This is a genomic window from Aeromicrobium phragmitis, assembly GCF_003674095.1.
In the GTDB taxonomy this organism is placed as follows: Bacteria; Actinomycetota; Actinomycetes; order Propionibacteriales; family Nocardioidaceae; genus Aeromicrobium; species Aeromicrobium phragmitis.
The window spans coordinates 38,998-60,248 of record NZ_RDBF01000005.1; the positions used below are offsets into that span (position 1 = coordinate 38,998).

The 21,251-nt window shown below is 68.7% G+C and carries 20 protein-coding genes; 4 read left to right on the plus strand and 16 right to left on the minus strand.

Annotated elements, in window-relative coordinates:
* Positions 1–32: 32 nt before the first annotated feature.
* From D9V41_RS08140 to nrdR, 5 genes are all read right to left on the minus strand, one after another.
* Positions 33–683, minus strand: a complete 651-nt coding sequence (locus D9V41_RS08140; protein ID WP_121794065.1) for a hypothetical protein — start codon at positions 681–683, stop codon at positions 33–35.
* Positions 680–1,873, minus strand: coding sequence for a hypothetical protein (locus D9V41_RS08145; protein WP_121794066.1), 1,194 nt, complete (start codon positions 1,871–1,873; stop codon positions 680–682). Before D9V41_RS08145 ends, D9V41_RS08140 begins: the two co-directional genes overlap by 4 nt.
* Before the next feature lie 4 nt (positions 1,874–1,877).
* Positions 1,878–2,177, minus strand: a complete 300-nt coding sequence (locus D9V41_RS08150) for a hypothetical protein (RefSeq protein WP_121794067.1) — start codon at positions 2,175–2,177, stop codon at positions 1,878–1,880.
* A 205-nt stretch (positions 2,178–2,382) separates the two neighbouring features.
* Positions 2,383–5,283: a vitamin B12-dependent ribonucleotide reductase gene (locus D9V41_RS08155; RefSeq protein ID WP_121794068.1), complete on the minus strand. Its 2,901-nt coding sequence runs from the start codon at positions 5,281–5,283 to the stop codon at positions 2,383–2,385.
* 38 nt (positions 5,284–5,321) lie between these two features.
* Entirely contained in the window at positions 5,322–5,837 is a 516-nt protein-coding gene (gene nrdR / locus D9V41_RS08160) for a transcriptional regulator NrdR (RefSeq protein ID WP_121794069.1), read from the minus strand.
* 315 nt (positions 5,838–6,152) lie between these two features.
* Here nrdR and D9V41_RS18320 point away from each other — a divergent pair, with 315 nt between their 5' ends.
* The gene (locus D9V41_RS18320; protein ID WP_208006791.1) at positions 6,153–7,955 is read left to right on the plus strand and encodes a DUF6596 domain-containing protein; all 1,803 of its coding nucleotides are present in this window, start codon (positions 6,153–6,155) and stop codon (positions 7,953–7,955) included.
* 90 nt (positions 7,956–8,045) lie between these two features.
* Here D9V41_RS18320 and D9V41_RS08170 read toward each other — a convergent pair whose 3' ends face one another.
* Entirely contained in the window at positions 8,046–8,447 is a 402-nt protein-coding gene (locus D9V41_RS08170; protein WP_166375956.1) for a LysM peptidoglycan-binding domain-containing protein, read from the minus strand.
* A 213-nt stretch (positions 8,448–8,660) separates the two neighbouring features.
* On the opposite strand from D9V41_RS08170, the gene D9V41_RS08175 reads away from it, so the two are divergent.
* Positions 8,661–9,611, plus strand: a complete 951-nt coding sequence (locus D9V41_RS08175) for a YihY/virulence factor BrkB family protein (RefSeq protein WP_121794071.1) — start codon at positions 8,661–8,663, stop codon at positions 9,609–9,611.
* A 65-nt stretch (positions 9,612–9,676) separates the two neighbouring features.
* Positions 9,677–10,399, plus strand: coding sequence for a transcriptional repressor LexA (gene lexA, locus D9V41_RS08180; RefSeq protein ID WP_121794072.1), 723 nt, complete (start codon positions 9,677–9,679; stop codon positions 10,397–10,399).
* 1 nt (position 10,400) lies between these two features.
* On the opposite strand, the gene galE is transcribed toward lexA, so the two are convergent.
* From galE to miaA, 5 genes are read right to left on the minus strand one after another with little or no spacing between them, the layout of a single operon-like run.
* A complete protein-coding gene (gene galE, locus D9V41_RS08185) occupies positions 10,401–11,360 on the minus strand; it encodes a UDP-glucose 4-epimerase GalE (RefSeq protein ID WP_121794073.1) in 960 nt (319 codons plus the stop codon).
* A 26-nt stretch (positions 11,361–11,386) separates the two neighbouring features.
* Complete coding sequence (locus tag D9V41_RS08190; RefSeq protein ID WP_121794074.1) at positions 11,387–13,330, minus strand: ATP-dependent DNA helicase; 1,944 nt, start codon at positions 13,328–13,330, stop codon at positions 11,387–11,389.
* 58 nt (positions 13,331–13,388) lie between these two features.
* Complete coding sequence (gene hflX, locus D9V41_RS08195) at positions 13,389–14,771, minus strand: GTPase HflX (RefSeq protein WP_243697201.1); 1,383 nt, start codon at positions 14,769–14,771, stop codon at positions 13,389–13,391.
* A complete protein-coding gene (gene dapF / locus D9V41_RS08200) occupies positions 14,768–15,589 on the minus strand; it encodes a diaminopimelate epimerase (RefSeq protein ID WP_121794076.1) in 822 nt (273 codons plus the stop codon). The genes hflX and dapF overlap by 4 nt, the downstream gene beginning before the upstream one ends.
* 10 nt (positions 15,590–15,599) lie before the next feature.
* Positions 15,600–16,517: a tRNA (adenosine(37)-N6)-dimethylallyltransferase MiaA gene (miaA, locus tag D9V41_RS08205; RefSeq protein WP_243697202.1), complete on the minus strand. Its 918-nt coding sequence runs from the start codon at positions 16,515–16,517 to the stop codon at positions 15,600–15,602.
* Positions 16,518–16,590: 73 nt separating this feature from the next.
* On the opposite strand from miaA, the gene D9V41_RS08210 reads away from it, so the two are divergent.
* Positions 16,591–16,821, plus strand: a complete 231-nt coding sequence (locus D9V41_RS08210) for an antitoxin (protein WP_121794078.1) — start codon at positions 16,591–16,593, stop codon at positions 16,819–16,821.
* A gap of 13 nt (positions 16,822–16,834) precedes the next feature.
* On the opposite strand, the gene D9V41_RS08215 is transcribed toward D9V41_RS08210, so the two are convergent.
* Genes D9V41_RS08215 through trpC form a run of 5 tightly spaced genes read right to left on the minus strand, consistent with a single transcriptional unit; the run spans position 16,835 to position 21,197 of the window.
* Positions 16,835–17,440, minus strand: coding sequence for a class III extradiol ring-cleavage dioxygenase family protein (locus D9V41_RS08215; RefSeq protein ID WP_133434142.1), 606 nt, complete (start codon positions 17,438–17,440; stop codon positions 16,835–16,837).
* 17 nt (positions 17,441–17,457) lie between these two features.
* The gene (lgt, locus tag D9V41_RS08220) at positions 17,458–18,321 is read right to left on the minus strand and encodes a prolipoprotein diacylglyceryl transferase (protein WP_121794080.1); all 864 of its coding nucleotides are present in this window, start codon (positions 18,319–18,321) and stop codon (positions 17,458–17,460) included.
* The gene (gene trpA, locus D9V41_RS08225) at positions 18,318–19,118 is read right to left on the minus strand and encodes a tryptophan synthase subunit alpha (protein ID WP_121794081.1); all 801 of its coding nucleotides are present in this window, start codon (positions 19,116–19,118) and stop codon (positions 18,318–18,320) included. The genes lgt and trpA overlap by 4 nt, the downstream gene beginning before the upstream one ends.
* The gene (gene trpB, locus D9V41_RS08230) at positions 19,115–20,341 is read right to left on the minus strand and encodes a tryptophan synthase subunit beta (RefSeq protein ID WP_121794082.1); all 1,227 of its coding nucleotides are present in this window, start codon (positions 20,339–20,341) and stop codon (positions 19,115–19,117) included. The genes trpA and trpB overlap by 4 nt, the downstream gene beginning before the upstream one ends.
* A 40-nt stretch (positions 20,342–20,381) precedes the next feature.
* Complete coding sequence (gene trpC / locus D9V41_RS08235) at positions 20,382–21,197, minus strand: indole-3-glycerol phosphate synthase TrpC (RefSeq protein ID WP_121794263.1); 816 nt, start codon at positions 21,195–21,197, stop codon at positions 20,382–20,384.
* Positions 21,198–21,251: the final 54 nt, after the last annotated feature.

Here is a 21,251-nt window from a genome sequence, read left to right on the forward strand (position 1 = left end):
GCAACTCATGGCGATCACCGAATTCAGCCGGCTCAGATCTCATCGTCGCTGGGCGGGTGGACGACAGATTGCCCGGCGATCACCGCCACCAGGCGCGCCATGTCTTCGGTTCGTTCGACGTCGAAGGCGACGCCGACGACCAACAGACCTTGGGTGCCATGCTGCGGTGCGGTGACAGCGGCACTGAGACCCACCACCGGGGGCAGTTGAGCGGCGCTTGGTCCCTCGACCTGGAATGGGAACGGCGTACGCGTAATGAGACCCGCACCCCAACCCAACCGCGTGGCAAACGACTCGGTGTAGGTGCTCGCCGGATCGAAGGACTGGCCGAGGTAGCGCGCAACGACTTCGCCGGCGTTGAGTTCCCCAGCTTCGGGAACTCGAACCGGGCCGACGAGGATATGCCAGTGAACGGGAGTCTCCGCGAGGTGTCCGGCAGGCACGGCCACGACCGCGTGCATGAGCATGCCGTCGTTCAGTAACCGGCGGCGCCATGTCATGAGCCCGTCAGTGAGTGTCTCAAGGTCCGCTGCGGTCGCACGGGGAAGCATCTGTGCGAACACGTCGACGAACGACGATCGCGCCTCGGCATCGCTGTCGGGTGCGAGCAGGTCGAACATCCCCTCGGGGACGTAAAGTTCTGCGGTTCCGAAGTCGGTCTGCGGGCGAGCGATCTCGTTCATCGGGTCACCGGAGCCTGCGTCAGATCGCGCACGTTACCCCCGACGAATTCCTGAACCGTTTCGACGCCGCCAGGTGCGCCGAAACCAGTGTGGAACAGGGTCGCTTGATCGACCTTGAGCTGGACGAGGCGCCAGACCATGACGCCTTGATCCATCTCGGTCACCGTGCCGTTGGCGATCTGGAAGAAGTTCTGGAGCGTTCCGGTGTGCTGCCCCAGTCTGCCCAGCTGGCGAGCAACCCCGAAACCGGCGACGCCCAACGCCACCCCGGCTGCGTCCATGAGGACAGTGGGGTCAGTCAGTGCCTCAAGGAAGCTGCCGGTCTCGCCGACGGCAGCACCATAGTGGGCGAGCAACGACAACCCGCCCAAAACCAGCGCCGGCAGTGCGAGGAACTGCAATCCAGGAATGAACGCGAGAAGCCCGAGGATCGACGACACGAGGCCCAGCGCGTCACCGATGAGATCGAGCAGCGGGGCGATCTCGTGGAGAAGCTCGACGAACTGATCCATAACGTCGGCGAGAAAATCGCCGATTTCGTCGAAGAAATCCCCGATCGCGTCGACCGCCGACTCGAGCCACCCGGGCTCGGAGGGGGCAGCGTCGATGGCGTCGCGGAAGAGGCGCCCGATCTCCTCGGCCTTCTCCAGGTACTCGTCCTGCAGCGTACGAGCGGCCTCGCGCGCCGCTTCCAGATCGGAGACTGCGGCGGCGCGGTTGCTCGACGCAGTGCTGCGCTGCTCCGCCTGCCGTTCGAGCCGGCTGCGTTCGGCCGGATCTTCGGGCGGTTCGGCGCCTGGTGGGGGCGCTGACGGGAGACCCGCCAGCGTGCTGTCCGCCGTGTGGATCCGCTGTTGAGCGTCGGCGGCGTCGGACTCCAGCGACCGCGCTCGACTCTGGTAGATGCCCAGCCAGATCGACCAATTCGCGACGTGACGCTTGGCGTCGCTGAACGACTCGTACGCGTCGTCCACTTTGGGGCGCAGGTCGTCGTCGAGCATGTCGCGGAACGCGATGGCTGCCTGTCCGCGCCAGTCGCCGTCCGCGGCACCGTGCAGGACGCTGGAGATCTCCGACATCGCGCCGGAGACATCGCGCAGGGTGGATTCGAGGTAATTGACCTCGTCCACGTCACCGGGCGTCGGGTCGAATCCGAGATTCGGGTAGTCAGCCGCGCTGGTGGGCGCCATCGCCTCAGCCCTCCTTGGCTTCGTTGAGTGCGGCGGCGAGATTGTCGTCGGCGGCGTCGAAGGCGTCCTCGATCGACTGGAGCGCCTGCACCACCGACGCGGAGAACTCTCCGAGCTGCTCGATGCCGTAGCCCCAGTCGTCGCCGAATTCGTTGACCCGCTGGACGAGGGTGCGCGGTCCCACCTGGTCGGCGGACATGTTGCGCATCCGTCGCGCCGGCGTCGAGAGCAACGACTCGATGTCACCGAAATTGGTCTTGACTCGGCGCAGCATCGCACCGTCGATGTACAGGTCGCCGGACACGCATCCCCCTATGTCGTCATGAGCGTCGAGAGCAGTGTATCGGCGGTCCGCTTCGCGGCGATAGCAGTAATCCAGATTCGCTGCAGCGCTCCGTGACCACCTCATCACCGCATCGTTGTACGCCCTCGGCCGGTGCTGTTCACCAGCGCTGACAGGACGAGGGGCGCGAGCCACGTGGTTCGCGCCCCTCGTCCTGGCGACGAGATCAGCTGCAGCCGCTCGTGCTGCCGCAGCCCTCGCACACGTGGCACGACCCGGCCGGACGCATCTTGGTGCCGCAGGTCATGCACAGCGGGCTGTCGATCGCCCCACCGGTGATCTCCTCGAGCAGTTCGGCTGAGGTGTGCGCCGTCGAGGGTGCCGGACGGGCGGACTCGGCCTGAACCGTCGCCGAGGCGACGTCGGACTCGGCCTCGACCTGCTTGGTCACCTGCCGGTCGGCCTTCGGCTCGTCGCTGACCAGCTCAGCGGCCGTCGTGCCGTCGCCCTCGGTCGGCTCGTACGAGCCGGTGTCGAGGTAACGCTGGCGCTCTTCGGCCGAGTAGATGCCGAGGGCCGAGCGCGTGTCGAAGTCGAGGTAGTCCAGCGCCAGGCGGCGGAAGACGTAGTCCATGATCGACTGCGCCATGCGCACGTCCGAGTCGTCGGTGAGACCGGCCGGTTCGAACTTGAGGTTGGTGAACTTCGTGACGAAGGTCTCCAGCGGCACACCGTACTGCAGGCCGATCGACACCGCGATGCTGAACGCGTCCATCACGCCGGCGAGCGTCGAACCCTGCTTGCCGAGCTTGAGGAACAGCTCCCCGAGGTCGCCGTTCTCGTGAGCGCCGGAGGTCATGTACCCCTCGGCGCCGCCCACGCTGAAGCTCGTGGTGATCGACTGACGCTTCTTGGGCAGACGACGACGGATCGGCTTCTCGACGACGACCGTCTTGACCTCGGTCTCGGTCGACCCGGAGGTCGCCTTGTCCTGCGCCTTCTGGCTGGACAGCGGCTGACCGACCTTGCAGTTGTCGCGGTAGACCGCGAGCGCCTTGAGCCCGAGCTTCCAGCCCTGGAAGTAGATGTCGGCGATGTCCTCGACGGTGGCCGTCTCGGGCAGGTTGACCGTCTTGCTGATGGCACCGGACAGGAACGGCTGGCAGGCCGCCATCATCCGCACGTGGCCCATCGGCTTGATCGCCCGCTCACCGACGGCGCAGTCGAACACCTCGTAGTGCTCCGGGCGCAGACCCGGGGCATCGATGACGTGGCCGTGCTCGGCGATGTACTCCACGATCGCCTCGATGGTCTCGCCGGTGTAGCCGAGCTTGCGCAGCGCGACCGGGATGGTCTGGTTGACCACCTGCAGCGAGCCGCCACCGACCAGCTTCTTGAACTTGACCAGCGAGAAGTCCGGCTCGATGCCGGTCGTGTCGCAGTCCATCATGAAGCCGATCGTGCCGGTGGGCGCGAGGACCGAGGCCTGCGCGTTGCGCCAACCGTTGGTCTCACCGATCTTGAGGTTCTCGGCCCACTGCTTGGTGGCTTCCTTCTGCACCGCGATGTCCATCGCGTGCTTGGTCTTGATGTCGTCGTTGGCGGCGAGGTGCTTGCGCATGACCCGCTGGTGCGGCTCGGCGTTCTTGGCGTAGCCCTCGTACGGACCGACGATGCCGGCGAGCTCGGCGCTGCGACGGTACGACGTGCCGGTCATGAGCGAGGTGATCGCCGCGGCGAGCGCCCGACCGCCGTCGGAGTCGTACGCCAGGCCCGAGGCCATCAGCAGCGCGCCGAGATTGGCGTAACCGATGCCGAGCTGACGGAACTTGCGCGTGGTGTCACCGATCGCCTCGGTCGGGAAGTCGGCGAAGGTGATCGAGATGTCCATCGCGGTGATGATGAGCTCGACGCTCTTGACGAACTTCTCGACCGCGAACGTGCCGTCGTCGCCCAGGAACTTCAGCAGGTTGAGGCTGGCGAGGTTGCAGCTGGAGTTGTCCAGGTGCATGTACTCGCTGCACGGGTTGGAGGCGGTGATGCGACCCGACTCCGGCGTCGTGTGCCAGTCGTTGATGGTCGAGTCGTACTGGATGCCCGGATCGGCGCAGGCCCAGGCGGCCTTGGCCATCTTGCCCCACAGCTCTCGGGCGTCGACGCTCTCGATGACCTCACCGGTGGTGCGCGCGGTCAGCCCGAAATCGGTGCCGTTCTCGACGGCCTCCATGAACGCGTCGTTGACGCGCACGGAGTTGTTGGCGTTCTGGTACTGGACGCTGGTGATGTCCGTGCCGCCGAGGTCCATGTCGAAGCCGGCGTCGCGCAGGACGCGGATCTTCTCCTCCTCGCGCTCCTTGGTCTCGACGAACTCGACGATGTCGGGGTGATCGACGTCGAGCACGACCATCTTGGCGGCGCGGCGCGTGGCGCCACCGGACTTGATGGTGCCGGCGGAGGCGTCGGCGCCGCGCATGAAGGAGACCGGACCGGAGGCCGTACCACCGGAGGAACGGAGCAACTCCTTGCTCGAGCGGATGCGCGAGAGGTTGAGGCCCGCACCGGAACCACCCTTGAAGATCAGGCCCTCCTCTCGGTACCAGTTGAGGATCGAGTCCATCGAGTCGTCGACCGCGAGGATGAAGCACGCGCTGACCTGCTGAGGGCTCGACGTGCCCACGTTGAACCACACCGGGGAGTTGAAGCTGAACACCTGGTGCAACAGCATGTAGGTCAGCTCGTGCTCGAAGATCTCGGCGTCGGCGTCGGTCGCGAAGTAGCCGTGCTCCTTGCCCGCCTTGACGTAGGTGAGCACGACGCGGTCCAGCAGCTGCTTGAGGCTCGTCTCGCGCTGCTCGCTGCCCACCGCGCCACGGAAGTACTTGGTGGTGACGATGGTGGACGCGTTGACGCTCCAGAAGTCGGGGAACTCCACGCCACGCTGCTCGAAGACGTTCTCGCCGGTCTTCCAGTTGGTCTGCACCACATCGCGGCGCTCCCAGGTGACCTCGTCGTAGGGGTGGACCCCTTCGGTCGTGTAGACCCGCTCGATCGACAGGCCCTTCTTGGCGCCCTTGCGAGCGCCGGCCCCGCCGCGGGATGCTCGGCTGTTGCTGACCGTCTCCGTCATGCCTTGGTGCTCCTGATTCTCCGGTGGTGGTGGTGGTGTCAGTTCGTGGTGTCGGTGTCGTGGGTGCGCGACCCTGAGCGGGCCGTCTCCTCGGCGAGTTCGCCGTCGGTGGCCGCGGCCATCAGGGAGGCGATCTCCGCGACGAAGTCGTCGGCGGAGTCGAAGGCCTTGTAGACGCTCGCGAACCGCAGATACGCGACCTCGTCGAGCGAGCGCAGCGGTTCCAGGATCGCGAGGCCGATCTCATGAGCCGGGATCTCGGCGGCGCCGCTCGCGCGCAGGGCGTCCTCGACCTGTTGGCCGAGGCATGCGAGGTCGTCGGCCGAGACCGGACGCCCCTTGCAGGCCTTGGCGACTCCTGCGATGGCCTTCTCGCGCTGGAACGGTTCGGTCGCCCCGGACTTCTTGACCACCGTCAGCTGCATCTGCTCGAGGGTCGTGAAGCGCTTCTCGCACGCGGGACAGACGCGCCGGCGACGGATCGCTCCGCCGTCGTCGGACGCACGGCTGTCGAGCACTCGGGTGTCGTCGTTCTTGCAGAACGGGCAGCGCATCCGCGACTCCTTTCGCTGTGGACAAACCGTGGATCTCGGTGTGGACGGTCGGGATTCCTGTGGGAAACTCGACAGTGCCTGTGGGCTATATGTGGAGAACTACACGTCTGTAACTACTATATCTAGTGGTTACTCTACGTCGCCGATTCCAGCGATGCAAACAGCTTCGCCGGTGGGTCTGACACTTCGCGTTTGCCCTGGTCACAGCCCTGAGCATGCGCTATCGCGGCGTGTCGGGAATGATCACAACAGCCATGACCACGAATCCGAGCACACGCCACCAGGGGCTCATACCGTCCACGAGGAGACGCTGACGTGGCCGATGCAGAACGTCGCGATGGTGCCGCGTGGCCCGGTCGACCCTTCCCAGCGGCCTGGGAGGCACCGATCGAGGACATCGCCCGCGCCTTCCGCTCCGAGCACGCGCGCGCCGTCGCGGCCGTCGCTCACGCCACGGGCGGGGACGTCGAGCTTGCCGTCGAAGCGGTCGCCGACGCCTTCGAGGACGCGATCCGGCAGTGGCCCGGTCGAGGTGCACCGCCCTCCCCCGGCCACTGGATCGTCCGCACGGCACGCCGCTACGCCGCCGAACGACTGCACCGCGCGGAAGCGGACCGTCGCGTCGCCATCGACGCCCTGATGCGCGAGTCCGGGGACGGCAGCCAACCCGACGAGCGGCTCGCCCTGATCTTCACCTGCTGCCATCCCGCCCAGGCCGTCCCGGCCCAGGTCGCGCTGACCCTGCGACTCGTCGGCGGGCTCACGACCGCCGAGATCGCTCGCGTGTTCGTCGCGCCCGAACCGCTCATGGCGCAACGGCTCACGCGCGCCAAGGCCGCCATCGTCAACGGCACGATCGCCTTCGCGGAGCCGGAGCCACAGGACTACCGCCGGCGACTCGATGCGGTGATGGCCGTGCTGTACCTCATCTTCAACGAGGGCTACGTCGGTTCGCAGAGCACGTCCCAGGCGCCCGACGACCTCTCCAGCACGGCCGTCACGATGACCCGGATGCTCGTGGAACTGCTGCCGCATGAGGAGGACGTGCGGGGGTTGCTCGCCCTCATGCTGTTCATCCAGGCCCGTCGCGAGGCGCGGGTGCGTCCCGGCGGCGAACTCGTACCGCTGGCAGAGCAGGACCGAACGCGCTGGGATCGAACGGCGATCGCCGAAGCGCGCTTCCTGCTGCGTCAAGCGCAACGCTCAAGCCGTCGTCACCGGTACACGGTGGAGGCGCGCATCCAGGCGGAGCATGCCGCCACGATCGACGGGTCGGCACCGGACTGGAACCGGATCCTCGTCGGCTACGACGAGTTGCGCGGGCTCGCCCCGAGTCCGGCCCTGGAACTGAACCGTGCCGTGGCGCTCGCCGAGGTCGAGGGAGCCGAGGTCGCGCTCGCGGCCGTCGACGCCGTGCCCTCGCAGTCGCACCTGTGGTACGCCGTCAGGGCCGACCTGCTCGACCGGCTCGGCCGTCACGAGGAGGCCGCGCAAACGTGGCGCGCCGCCGCCGAACTCGCCGGCAACGTCACCGAACAGGCCTATATGACGCCACGGTCGGCCCGTCACGCGTCGAGTTGCGAGGATGACGCACCGCCGTACGGTGAAGACATGCCAGCTACGCCGAAGTACACGGTTCCGGGACTGTCGCTCGAGGACGGCCAGCAGGTCGCCGCGATGCTGCAGGACCGGCTCAACGCACTCAACGACCTCATGCTCACGCTCAAGCACGTGCACTGGAACGTCGTGGGCCCGCACTTCATCGCCGTGCACGAGATGATCGACCCCCACGTGGTGGAGGTGCGCGACATGGTCGACGAGACCGCCGAACGCATCGCCACCCTCGGCGTCGCCCCGCAGGGCACGCCGTCGGCGATCGTCGAAGGCCGCACGTGGAAGGGCTACCCGCTGGACCGCGCGACCACGACGGAGCACCTCAAGGCCCTGGACGAGGTCTACGTCGGGTTGCTCGACGATCACCGTAAGGTGCAGGCCCAGGTTGCCGAGCTCGATCCGATCACCGAGGACATGGTCATCGGCCAGATCAAGACGATGGAGCTGTTCCACTGGTTCGTGCGAGCCCATCTCGAGAACCAGGGCGGCCAGCTCGAGAGCTGACCGCGCAGCGGTTCTCGACCGGCACCACAGACATCGGTCCCGGCGACCCACCCTTCCCCAGGTGGTGACGCCGGGACCGGTGTCGTGGTGTCAGCCCTCGTAGACGGGGACCGCCAACGTCGTACCCATCTTGAGGCCGCTGGCGTTAGGCAACGCATTGAGCCGGACGATCTCGTCGATGGTGGTGCGAATATCGCCACCGGGATTGGCCTCGGCCGCGATCTCCCAGAGCGTCTGCCCGGGCTGCACCTGGACGGTCGTGGTGGGAAGCGTGGCGGCGTCGTCCGTCGCCGCCACCGAGGCGCCGAGCACGATGCTCGACACGGCCAGCAGCAGCGCGACCGCGGCGAACACGACGATGCGCCCGCGGCGGGTGAGACGCAGCGGTGCCGCGGCGGGCTGCGCAGGCGCGGCGAGCGGGACGGCGGACAGGTGACGCTGGCGCTGCGGGGCGGGACGAACCGGGAGCTCGTGGTAGGCGATGGTGCTCATTGCTGGTCCTCCAGAGGGGAAGAAGAGGTCAGGTCTGGTGTGTCCGGCCGAACGCCTGGCGTACGATGTCATTCGAAGTGAACAGACGTTCGATCGAACACGTGTACGACTATACGGCGGCCCACTGACAAAACAAGCGAGATTCGAACACGTGCTCGAATCTTTCGCCGCATGGACTCGGCACGATGCCGCGCGGACCGCTAGTTTCGTTCCATGCGAGCCTTCCTCCGGACCGTGAAATTGGCCTGGAAACAGGCATCGTCTCGCCAGGCGCCCCTCCTCGCCGCCGGAGTCGCCTTCTATTCCTTCACTTCGCTGTTTCCCGCCCTGATCGCCGGCGTGTCGCTCTATGGGCTCGTCGCATCGCCTCAGACCGTGGCCCAGCAGTCCGATCGCCTCCGAGATCTCCTGCCAGCCGACGCCGCCTCCCTCGTGACCGGCCAGATCGAACAACTGACCGCGACCTCGAGCGGCACCCTCGGCGTGACGACGGTGGTCGCCCTCGCCGTGGCGCTGTGGAGCGCCTCCGGGGGCGTGGGCAACCTCCTCACCGCCGTCAACCTCATGTTCGGCCTCGGCGACGACCGCGGATTCGTCAAGCGCAAGGCCCTCGCGCTCGGTATGACCGTCACGGCGATCCTGTTCGCGATCGTGGCGATCGCGCTCGTGGCCGTCGTTCCCGCCGTCCTGAACGTCATCGACGCGGTCCCCGGCGTCCGCTGGGGCGCGGAGGTCGCGCGCTGGCTCGTCCTGGTCATCTTGGTCATGGCCGTGATCGCCGTGACGTACCGCCTGGCGCCGAACCGCCCCCACCCCAGTCGATTCATCAGCCGCGGCGTGGTCGTCGCATCGCTGTTGTGGTTGCTCGTCTCGGTGGGCTTCTCGATGTACGTCAACTCGTTCGGCAATTACGGCAAGACGTACGGCGCCCTCGCCGGCGTGGTCGTCCTGCTCCTCTGGCTCTGGATCGGACTCTTCGCCGTGCTTCTCGGAGCCGCGCTCCAAGCCGTGGACGAGACCGTCGTGACCGCCGCCACCGTCGCGGAAGACCAGGCGGCCTCGCTCGCGCGCACCGAGCAGGAGCGCGCCCATGCCGAGATCGAGGAACACCTGGACGCATTCCTGGACGACCTGCGCGGCCGCCAGGAGCCCGACCACCGATAGCCGCGACGCGCCCGGGTTCGAACACGTGTTTGATTTCGACCGGGCCGCTCGCTACGGTCAAGGCCATGAGCAGCGATGCGCGCCCCACCGATTCGGTCAGCGAACTACCCGACGGCCCGGCCGACGCGACCGGACTGACGCCCCGGCAGCGCAAGGTGCTCGAGTTCTTGCGCGACAGCCTCCGCGAGCGCGGTTATCCGCCCAGCATGCGCGAGGTCGGCGCAGCGGTCGGCCTCGCGAGCACCTCCTCGGTCTCCCACCAGTTGCGGATGCTCGAGAAGATGGGCTTCATCAAGCGCGACCCCAACCGCCCACGCGCGCTGGAGATCCACCTCCCGGAGGTGCGACGGTCCCTCGGCGGCGCCGATCCCGACGAGGTCGGCGACGTCACGGCGTCCGGCGACGCGCGGCCAACCGCCACCTACGTTCCGGTCGTCGGCCGCATCGCGGCCGGTGGCCCGATCCTGGCCGAGGAACGTGTCGAGGACGTCATGCCGCTGCCCAGTTCGCTCGTGGGCGACGGCACCCTCTTCCTGCTCGAGGTCAGCGGCGACTCGATGGTCGACGCGGCCATCTGCGACGGCGACTACGTCGTCATCCGGCAGCAGCCGACGGCCGAGAACGGCGAGATCGTCGCCGCCATGATCGACGGCGAGGCCACGGTCAAGACGCTGCAGCGCAAGAACGGAGAAGTCTGGTTGCTGCCGCACAACGAGGCGTACGAGCCGATCGACGGTACGCACGCCACGATCCTCGGCAAGGTCACGGCCGTCCTGCGCCGCGTCTGACTCAGTTCTGGTGGCGCGCCCGCCACGCGCTCGTGACCATCTGGTCGAGCGTGTGGCGCATCGTCCACTGCAGATCCCGGGCCGCGAGATCACCCGAGGCGACGATCCGCGCCGGGTCGCCCGGTCGCCGCGGCGCCACCACGGGCTCGAAGTCGATGCCCGTCACCTGCGCCACCGCCGTCATGATCTGCCGGACGGACACGCCTTCACCACTGCCGAGGTTGTAGACCGGTTCCAGCTCCCGGCCGGCGAGCAGCTTCTGGGTAGCCACGACATGGGCGTCGGCGAGATCGGCGACGTGCACGTAGTCGCGCACACAGGTGCCGTCCGGCGTCGGATAGTCGCCGCCGAAGATCTTGGGTTGGTGCCCCTCGGTGAGCGCACGGATCACGAGCGGGAAGAGGTTGTGCGGGCTCGAGTCGTACAGCTCGTCGGTCGCGGATCCGACCACATTGAAGTACCGCAGCGAGGTATGGTGCAGTCCGGTCGCCCGCCCCTGGTCGGCGATGACCCACTCCCCCACGAGTTTGCTCTCCCCGTACGGCGACTCCGGACGGGTCGGCGTCTCCTCGGTGACCAGAGCGACGTCCGGGGTGCCGTAGACCGCGGCGCTCGAGGAGAAGACGATGTTGTCGATGCCGTGCTCGGCCATGGCGCGGAGCAGGCTCACGGTGCCCTGCACGTTCTGCTGATAGGTGTGCAGCGGACGCTGGACGGACACGCCGGCGTACTTGTAGCCCGCCAGGTGCACGACGGCGTCGATCGCATGGTGCCGCAACGCCTCGGTGAGCTTCTTCGTGCGGACGATGTTGAGCTCGATGAGCGGGACGTCGTCGGGCACGAAGTCACGGTGCCCGCTGGAGAGGTCGTCGACGACGACGGGATCGAGTCCGGCGAGCCGGAACGCGCGAACGATGTGCGAGCCGATGTACCCAGCACCACCGGTGACCAAGACCGCCATGGCGTCAGCCTACTGGTGAGCGGCGCTCAGATGCCCTCACGGGCAGAAGCGGCCTCGTCGAGTCGCCGTAGCGCCCCCACGACGGTCGCGCGATCGGTGGTCCGCCACAGACCCGGTAGCGAAGCGGCCAGGAAACTGCCGTACCGAGCGGTGACGAGCCGCGGATCGAGGATCGCGACGACACCGCGGTCGTCCGCCCGCCGGATCAACCGACCCGCTCCCTGTGCGAGCAGCAGAGCGGCGTGATGCGCGGCGACCTGCATGAACCCGTTCCCGCCACGCTTCTCGACGAGCCGCTGCCGGGCGCTCATGAGCGGATCGTCCGGTCGCGGGAAGGGGATGCGGTCGATGATCACGAGCGTGCACGTGTCGCCGGGCAGGTCGACGCCCTGCCACAGACTCAACGTACCGAAGAGGCAGGTGCGGGGATTTTCGGCGAACCGCCGGGCGAGTTCGGGGAGTTGGGCGTCGCCCTGGCAGAGAACGTCCACATCGGGGAGCGCGAGCCGGACGTACTCCGCGGCACGCTCGGCCCCGCGTCGCGAGGAGAAGAGCCCGAGCGTACGCCCGCCGGCGGCCTTCACGAGCGCGGTGATCTCGCCGAGTTGGTCCTCCTCGAGCCCGTCACGGCCGGGTGTGGGCAGATGTCGGGCGACGTACAACACGCCCTGCTTGGCGTAGTCGAACGGGGACCCGACGTCCAGACCGGTCCACTCCTCGTCCTCCCACAGACCGAGGGAGCGGGCAACGGGGTCGAATGAGCCGCCGAGGGTGAGCGTCGCGCTGGTCAGGACGACCGTCTTCTCGCCGAACAGCTTGTCGCGCAGCGCGGCGGACACGTCGATGGGCGCGACGCGCAATTGCAGGCCGCTGCGGGTGTCTCCCAACCAGAGGACGTCCGTCTCACTGCCGCGCGCCATCCGTTCGGCCACCTGCCGCAACTCGTCGACCATGCTGCGCGCCTGTTGACGGGCGGGGTCGGCCTCGCCGGCCGGTCCCCCGGACTCCTTGCCGAACCCGGAGAAGCAGGCGCGGGCGGTGTCTCGCACGAACTCGAGCGCGGCGCGAAGGGGTTGGGAGATCTCGTCGATCCGGCCGGGGTGCAGATGCGTGAGGGTGTCGGCGAGCGAATCGGCGGCGTCACTGAGGTCGTCGGCAGCGTGCGGCTCATCGAGGTGCGACCGCGCGCGGCGTGCAGCGCGCTCGATCCCGGCCGGGTCGAGCTCCTGGGTCGCGGCCTGTGTGACCCGAGCGGCCAGCTCGTGCGCCTCGTCGATGACCACGGTGTCGAACTGCGGCAGCATCGGGACGCCGTCGATCGCGTCGATGGCCAGCATCGCGTGATTGGTCACGACGATCTGCGCGTCCTGAGCGTCCTCGCGAGCGCGCTCGGCGAAGCACTCGATCGCATAGGGACACCGCGAAGCGCCGAGGCACTCGCGGGCGCTGACGCTCACCTGCCGCCAGGAACGCTCGGTGTGCGACGGAGCGCTGTCGCGGTCGCCGCTGTGCCCCTCGTCGGCGGCGTGTTCGGCCCACTCGCGCAGCGCGACGACTTCCGCTCCGAGGGTGCCCTCGGGGACCTCGACGAGAACCCCTTGGTCGTCGGGCGCGCCTTCGCGCACCCGGTGCAGGCACGCGTAGTTGCTCCGCCCCTTGAGCACCGCGTGGTGCGGCACCTCGTCGAGGGTCGACCGGGCCGCGTCCTTGAGCGCGGGGATGTCGCGCTCCACCAGCTGATGCTGCAGATTCAGCGTCGCGGTGGCCACGACCACGCGTTCGCCGTGCAGCAGGCTCGGGACGAGGTAACCGAGTGACTTGCCGGTGCCCGTCCCGGCCTGGACGAGCAGGTGCTTCTTCTCCTGGAACGCCCGTTCCACGGCTTCGGACATGGCTACCTGGCCCGGCCGTTGGGACCCGCCGACCGAGGCGACGGCGGCATCCAGCACATCGCGAACGGTGGGCGTCATGCCGAGCAGGTTATCGTTCGCGGCCGTGCTCTCGGCCGCGTGTCCACAGGCGTCGCGGTCACCGTGCGTAGGGAGCCAGGTCGGCGGCGAGGTCGGCGTCGACGCGGGCGGAGACGTGCGTGCCGTCGCCCCGGTGCTCGACCGCGTCGATCTCGCCGTGCTCGTGGATCTGATTGAGCAGATCTCCGCGGTCGTAGGGCAAGACGACGTCGACCGCGACCGCCGGCTGCGGCAGTTCGCTCTCGATCGCGTTGAGCAGCTCGTCGATGCCCTCGCCGGTGCGGGCGCTCACCACCACCGCGTGCGGCTCCTTGGCGACGATCTGCTTGACGGTGTCAGGGTCGGCCGCGTCGGCCTTGTTGATCGCGATGATCTCGGGGACCTGGCTCGCACCGATCTCGGCGAACACCTCGCGCACCGCGGCGATCTGACCGAGCGGGTCGACGTGAGAACCGTCGACCACATGGACGACGAGGTCGGCGTCGGCGACCTCCTCCAGCGTGGAGCGGAAGGCCTCGACCAGCTGGTGCGGCAGGTGCCGGACGAAACCGACCGTGTCCGACAGCGTGTAGATGCGTCCGTCGGGAGTCTGCGTGCGACGGGTGGTCGGATCGAGCGTCGCGAACAAGGCGTCCTCGACCAGCACACCGGCCTTGGTGAGCCGATTGAGCAGGCTCGACTTGCCGGCGTTCGTGTACCCCGCGATCGCCACCGAGGGGATCTGGTGGCGCTGGCGATTGGCTCGCTTGGTGTCGCGAGTGCCGCGCAACTCGGCCAGCTCGCGACGCAGCTTGGCCACCCGCGCCTGGATGCGGCGCCGGTCGGTCTCGAGCTTGGTCTCACCGGGACCACGGCCGCCGATGCCCTCACCACCGGCGGCGCGACCGCCGGCCTGGCGCGAGAGGTTGCCGCCCCAACCCCGGAGCCGCTGGGTCTGGTACTGCAGCTGCGCGAGCTCGACCTGAGCCTTGCCCTCAGCGCTCTTCGCGTGCTGGGCGAAGATGTCGAGGATCAGCGCGGTGCGGTCGACGACCTTGGCGTTGACCCGGTCCTCGAGATTGCGTAGCTGGCTGGGCGCGAGTTCGCCGTCGCAGATGACGGTGTCCGCGCCGCTGGCCTCCACCGCGGCCCGCAGCTCCTCGACCTTGCCCCGGCCGATGTACGTGGCCGGGTCGGGCTTCTGACGGCGCTGCACGAGCGCGTCGAGCACCTCCGAACCCGCAGTTTCGGCGAGCATCTTGAGCTCGGTGAGCGAGTTCTCGGCGTCATCGGCCGTACCTTCGGTCCAGACGCCGACGAGGACGACGCGCTCGAGCCGCAGCTGGCGGTACTCGACCTCGGTGATGTCGCGCAGCTCGGTCGAGAGGCCGGCGACGCGGCGCAGGGACGACCGCTCCTCGAGTTCGAGGTCTCCGCGGTCGTGCTCGTTGGGTTCGGTCACGCGCGCCACTCCATCGTCCCGGAGGCCACGATGACGGCGGGCCCGGTGAGGTGCACGTGTCCGTCGATGGTCAGGTCGACCAGCACCGTACCGCCGGGGACGTCGATCCGGTAACGAGGGTGAGCCGCATCGTGGCCGTCGGCGAGCGCTGCGGCGATCGCCACGGCGCAGGCGCCGGTGCCGCACGATCGAGTCTCACCCGAGCCACGCTCATGGACCCGCATCGCGACATGCCCGGCGGCGCGTCGCTCGACGAACTCGATGTTGACGCCCTCGGGATAGACGATCGGGTCGAACTCCGGTTCGGTGAGCAGGGACCCCGCCGACGACAAGTCGTCGACGAAGGCGACGGCATGCGGATTGCCCGTGTGCACTTCGCGCGCCTCGAGCGTCGTGCCCTCGGCCGTCGTCACCTTGCTGGTGCCGCCGGTGGTGTAGCGGCCCATGTCCACGCGGATCTGGTCGCCGTCGACGACCACGCGCTTGTCGCCGTCGCGCGTTCCGACGAGGAAGTCGTCGTCGGTGACGAGACCCTCCTCGATCAGGTGCCGGGCGAAGACGCGGACGCCGTTGCCGCACATCTCGCTGAGGGAACCGTCGGCGTTGCGGTAGTCCATGAACCACGCGGCGTCCGACTCCAGACCGAGCGCCGCGGGGGTGGTCACGCGGAGCACTCCGTCGGCGCCGATGCCGCGGCGCCGGTCACAGAGCGCGGCGACGAACTGCGGATCGAGCTCGCCGTGGAGGGAGCCGTCGTGATCGGGCAACAGCACGAAGTCGTTCTCGGTGCCGTGCCCCTTGAGCCAGGAGAAAGTCATTAGACCCAGTCTACGCCGACGATGCCAGTGCCACGGCCCGCTCGACCAGCGCGTGGTCGTCGACGTCCAGCCAGCTGATTCTCGGGTCCTTGCGGAACATGCGTTCCTGGCGCCTGGCGAACTTGCGGGTACCCGCCGTGGTCTGGGCGATGGCTTCGTGCTCGCCGATCTCGCCGCGCAGGTACGCCAGCACCTGCTGGTAGCCCAGGGCCCGCGAGGCGGTCATGCTCCGTTCGAGACCCTGCGCGCGCAGCGTGCGGACCTCCTCGACGAAGCCGTCTGCCCACATCTGCGCGACTCGCTTCTCGATCCGTGCATCGAGCACATCGCGGGGCACGCTCAGACCGATCATCACGAGGTCGTCGTACACCGAGCGGTAGCCGGGCATGGCCGCGGTGAACGGACGGCCCGTCAGCTCGACGACCTCGAGGGCGCGCACGATACGCCTCCCGTTGCTCGGGAGGATCTGCGCGGCCGCCTGCGGATCCCGTTCCTCGAGCACCGCGTGCAAGGCCTCGGGCCCGCGACTCTCCAGCTCCGCCGACCACCGTGCCCGCACTGCTGGATCGGTCCCGGGGAAGTCCAGCGGGTCCAGCACCGCGCGCACGTACAACGACGATCCGCCGACCAGTACGGGAGTTGCTCCGCGCGAGCGGACGGCGTCGATGGCCGCGCGAGCGTCACGCTGGAACTCGGCGACGTTGGCCTCCTGGGTCACGTCGAGGACGTCGAGCAGATGATGCGGCACGCCCGCACGCTCGGCCGGTTCGGCTTTGGCACTGCCGATGTCCATGCCGCGAAACAGCTGGACGGCGTCGCCGTTGACCACTTCTCCCCCGATCCGCTGACAGAGCGCGACCGAGAGCGCGGTCTTGCCAGCGGCGGTCGGACCGACGACGGCAACCACGCGACGACGGGTTTCAGGCACGTGTTCAGTCTCGCAGGTAGCGTGAGAGCCGACGAGGGCCAGTGCCCTCGCGTCGACGTGGAAGGACGAGACCATGGGCTTTCTCGACAAGCTGACGCGTCGCGGTGACGCCAAGAAGCGCGCCGGACAGATGATGCAGGGTCGCGAGGACGACATCGACCAGGCCGTCGACACGGTGGCCGGCCTCGCGGACCGGGCGACGAGCGGCAAGTACTCCAGCAAGATCGACGAGGCCGCCGCTCGACTCAAGAAGGCTGCTCAGGACATGGACGACGACGGCAAGGGTGACCCGCCTCGACGGTGAATCCGTCCGGCCGTTACGGCGAGCGCCAGAGCGCGACCCAGTAGCCCACCCCGAGCGGCGCGCCGGCGTACCGCATCTCGCCGCGCCACGTCCGTTCCTGCGTCGCTCGGCCGACCCGGGAGAGCACCGCGGCGCCCGAGCACCACAGCTCAGCGGCCACCTCGAGATCCAGCGAGGCCAGAAGCGCCGCGTCTGCACTCCCGAGTGAGGCCAGGAGCGCGTTCTGGAAGCCGGGTCCGCGCGGATCGAAGCCCCGCGGGGAGTTCGTCTCGACGCATGCAGCACCGTCGGCCACGACCAGCACGGTCCCGTCGGGTGAGTCGACGTCCGTCGCGTAGCGCCGGCGGCCCCGCCATCCAGCACGATCCAGCAGCCAAGCCCCGATGGTGTGGCCGAGGCCGAGGGCGATCTGCTCTCCGCCGGCGTGGACATCGAGTCCGTATTCGCGCAGGGTTCCGCCGGCCGACTCGTCCCGCACCGCCGCGCCCTCGCCGTCGGCCAGCACGGTGATGGACGTCGTGGTGTGCGCGACGATCTCAGCCACGACCGATTGCGCCGCATCACGCACCGACACCAGCGCATCGTCGCCCGAGAGCGCGAGCAGTGGCGCGCTGGGCACGAAGGCCCACATCGAGGTCACTCCGACTCGGCGTCCTCGTCGCCAGCAGGCTCGTCCTCGCGCGTGGTCAGGCGCTCGGGCGCGTCCGCCGCCCGTCGCCGCGCCCACAGATACAGCACCAGGCCGCCGGCGAACACGATGATCGTGGTCCAGATGTTGAGCCGGAACGGGCCGATGTGGTTGACGGTGTCGATCCGCAGCGCCTCGGTCACCAGCCGTCCAGCCGTGTACAACATCACGTAGAGCGCGAAAGCGCGTCCGTGGGTCAGGCGATACCGCCGGTCCAGCCAGACGATGAGCGCGGCCGCGATGAGGTTCCAGACCAACTCGTACAGGAACGTCGGGTGGAAGGTCGCGAACTGCTCGAAACCCTCGGGCCGGAACCGCGGGTCGATCTGGAGTCCCCACGGCAGGTCGGTCGGACGGCCGAACAATTCCTGATTGAAATAGTTGCCCAGACGACCGACTCCCTGCGCGACGAGCAGTCCGGGCGCGAGCGCGTCCGCGACCGGCCAGAAGGCGACACCGTAGCGGCGGCAGGCGATGAGCGCTCCCACGGCGCCGAGCGCGATCGCTCCCCAGATCCCGAGGCCGCCTTCCCAGATCTTCAGGGCGTCGACGGGATTGCGACCCTCGCCGAAGTACAGCTGAGGGTCCGTGATGACGTGGTACAGGCGCCCACCGACGATGCCGAACGGGATCGCCCAGATCGCGATGTCGCCGATCGTCCCGACGCGACCTCCCTTGGCCTGGTAGCGGCGCTCGCCGATCCAGATCGCGAGGACGGCACCGAGGATGATCGCGAGAGCGTAGGCCCGCAACGGCAGCGGCCCGAGGTGCCAGACGCTTTCGGCGGGGCTGGGGATCGCGGCGGGGATCATCGCTCGACTCCGGCACGCAGATCGGTCACGAGCCGCCGCAAGGCGTCGAGACCCGAGTCCGGGTCGGGCGCATCGAGCAGGCAACGGACCAGCGCCGACCCGACGATCACCGCATCGGCGAAGGCGGCGACCTCGTGGGCCTGCGCGCCGTTGCTGACACCGAGCCCGACTCCGACCGGCTTGTCGGTGACCTTGCGCAGTCGGGCGACGAGCTCGGGAGCCAGGCTGCTGGTCTGCTCCCGCTGTCCGGTCACTCCCATCACCGCGGTCGCGTAGATGAATCCGCTGGCGGCGTCAGCCGTCATCGCGAGACGTTCGTCGCTCGACGAGGGCGCGACGAGGAAGACGCGGTCGAGTCCGTGCGCGGTCGAGGCGGCCATCCACTCCTCGGCCTCGTCGGGGATCATGTCCGGGGTGATGAGCCCCGCTCCGCCGGCGGCGGCCAACTCGGCGGCGAAGCGGTCGACGCCGTAGCGCTCGACGGGGTTCCAGTACGTCATGATGACGGTCGGCGCGCCGGTGGCGGCGCTGCGCCCGGCGATCTCGATGACGTCGGCGATGCGGGTGCCCGCCTCCAGCGCGCGATCGGCGGCCGCCTGGATGGTCGGACCGTCCATGACCGGGTCGCTGTACGGCAAGCCGACCTCGACGAGATCGACACCCGCCTCGACCATGGTCTCGATCGCGGCGATCGAGAGCTCCTTGCTGGGGAACCCGGCCGGAAGGTAACCCACGAGCGCCGCGCGATTCTCAGCACGCGTGCGGTCGAACAGGGCCGTGATCGGCGAGCCGCTCATTCCTCGGTCCCTTCGTCGAGCACGACGGGTTCCTCGATGAGTCCGAAGTACTGAGCCGCGGTGTGCACGTCCTTGTCGCCTCGTCCCGAGAGGTTGACGAGGATGGTGGCGTCGGGGCCGAGTTCCTCGGCGAGCGTCAGGGCGCCCGCGAGCGCGTGCGCCGACTCGATCGCCGGGATGATGCCCTCGGTCTTGCACAGCAGCTCGAACGCCGCCATGGCCTGCGCGTCGGTGGCCGGCCGGTACTCGGCCCGGCCGGTCTGCGCGAGGTACGCGTGCTCGGGCCCGACGCCGGGGTAGTCCAAGCCCGCCGAGATCGAGTGCGATTCGAGGGTCTGCCCGTCCTCGTCCTGCAACAGATAGGACCGAGCGCCGTGGAGGACACCGACCGAGCCGCCGGTGATCGTCGCGGCGTGCCGCCCGGTCTCGACGCCGTCGCCGCCCGCTTCGACACCGACGAGGCGGACGTCGGCGTCGGCGACGAAGCCGGTGAACAACCCGATCGCGTTCGAGCCGCCGCCGACGCATGCCACCGCTGCGTCCGGCAGCCGTCCGGTCAGCTCGAGGCACTGCGCGCGCGCCTCGTCGCCGATACCGCGCGTGAGCTCGCGGACCATCGCCGGGAACGGGTGCGGACCGGCGGCGGTGCCGAAGAGGTAGTGGGTCGTGTCGACGCTGGCGACCCAGTCGCGCAGGGCCTCGTTGATGGCGTCCTTGAGCGTTCGGCTTCCCGTGGTGACCGGAACGACCTCGGCGCCGAGCATCCGCATGCGCGCGACGTTGAGGGCCTGCCGTTCCGTGTCGACCTCGCCCATGTAGACGGTGCACTCCAGGTCGAGGTAGGCGCAGGCCGTGGCCGAGGCGACACCGTGCTGACCGGCCCCGGTCTCGGCGATGCACCGCGGCTTTCCGATGCGCTTGGCCAGCAGCGCCTGTCCGATGACGTTGCGGATCTTGTGGGCACCGGTGTGATTGAGGTCCTCACGCTTGAGCAGGATGCGTGCGCCCGCGGCCTCGGAGAAGCGGTGCGCCTCGTAGAGCGGGCTCGGGACGTTCGCGTACTCGCGCAGCATCCGGTCGAGCTCGGCGGTGAACGCCGGGTCGTCCTGCGCTTCCTGCCACGCCTGCGTGATCTCGTCGAGCGGAGCAATGAGCGCCTCGGGCATGAAGCGGCCGCCGAAGCGGCCGAAGTGACCGGAGGCGTCAGGGACAGGTGAGGTCATGGGCGCGCTGCGCTTTCGAGAAGACGTGGACGAGACGGGGTCAGGACACGTGCCACCGGTGCTGCAGCGCCGGGTGCTGTCCCGCGGCGACGAGGTCGGCGACCGTCTGACGGGGGTTCTCGCCGCGGACGAGCGTCTCCCCGACGAGCACGACGTTGGCTCCGAATCGGGCGTACTCGATGACGTCGTGCGGCCCCCGCACGCCGGACTCGGCCACCTTGACGATCGAGTCGGGGATCTTGGGCGCGACCCGTTCGAAGGTGCCGCGGTCGACCTCGAGGGTCTTGAGATCGCGCGCGTTGACACCGATGAGGTCGGCGTCGGCGGCGACGGCGCGCTGCACTTCGTCCTCGTCGTGGACCTCCACGAGCGGTGTGAGACCGATCGAGCGTGCCCGCTCGATGAGGCTTTCCAGGGCGGGCTGTTCCAGGGCCGCGACGATGAGCAGCGCCATGTCGGCACCGGCCGCGCGGGCTTCCCAGAGCTGGTACGAGGTGGTGATGAAGTCCTTGCGCAGGACCGGAATGTCGACCGCTGCGCGCACCGACCGCAGATCGTCCAGCGACCCGTGGAATCGGCGTTCCTCCGTCAGCACGCTGATCGTGGCTGCGCCACCGGTCGCATAGTCGACCGCAAGCGCGGCCGGGTCGCTGATCGGTGCCAGATCGCCTCGGCTCGGGCTGGCACGCTTGACCTCGGCGATCACCGAGACGCCGTCGGCCCGGAAGGCCGGCATGGGGTCAAGGGCGGGGTTCTGGCGTGCCGCGCGCTCCTTGAGCTCGTCGATCGAGACCCGCTCCATGCGCGACTCCAGATCACGGGCGACGCCGGCGAGGATGTCATCGAGAACGGTCACGACCATCCCCTCCTTTCCTCGTGTGGCCCACGGGTCCGTCCCCACCAGAGTAAA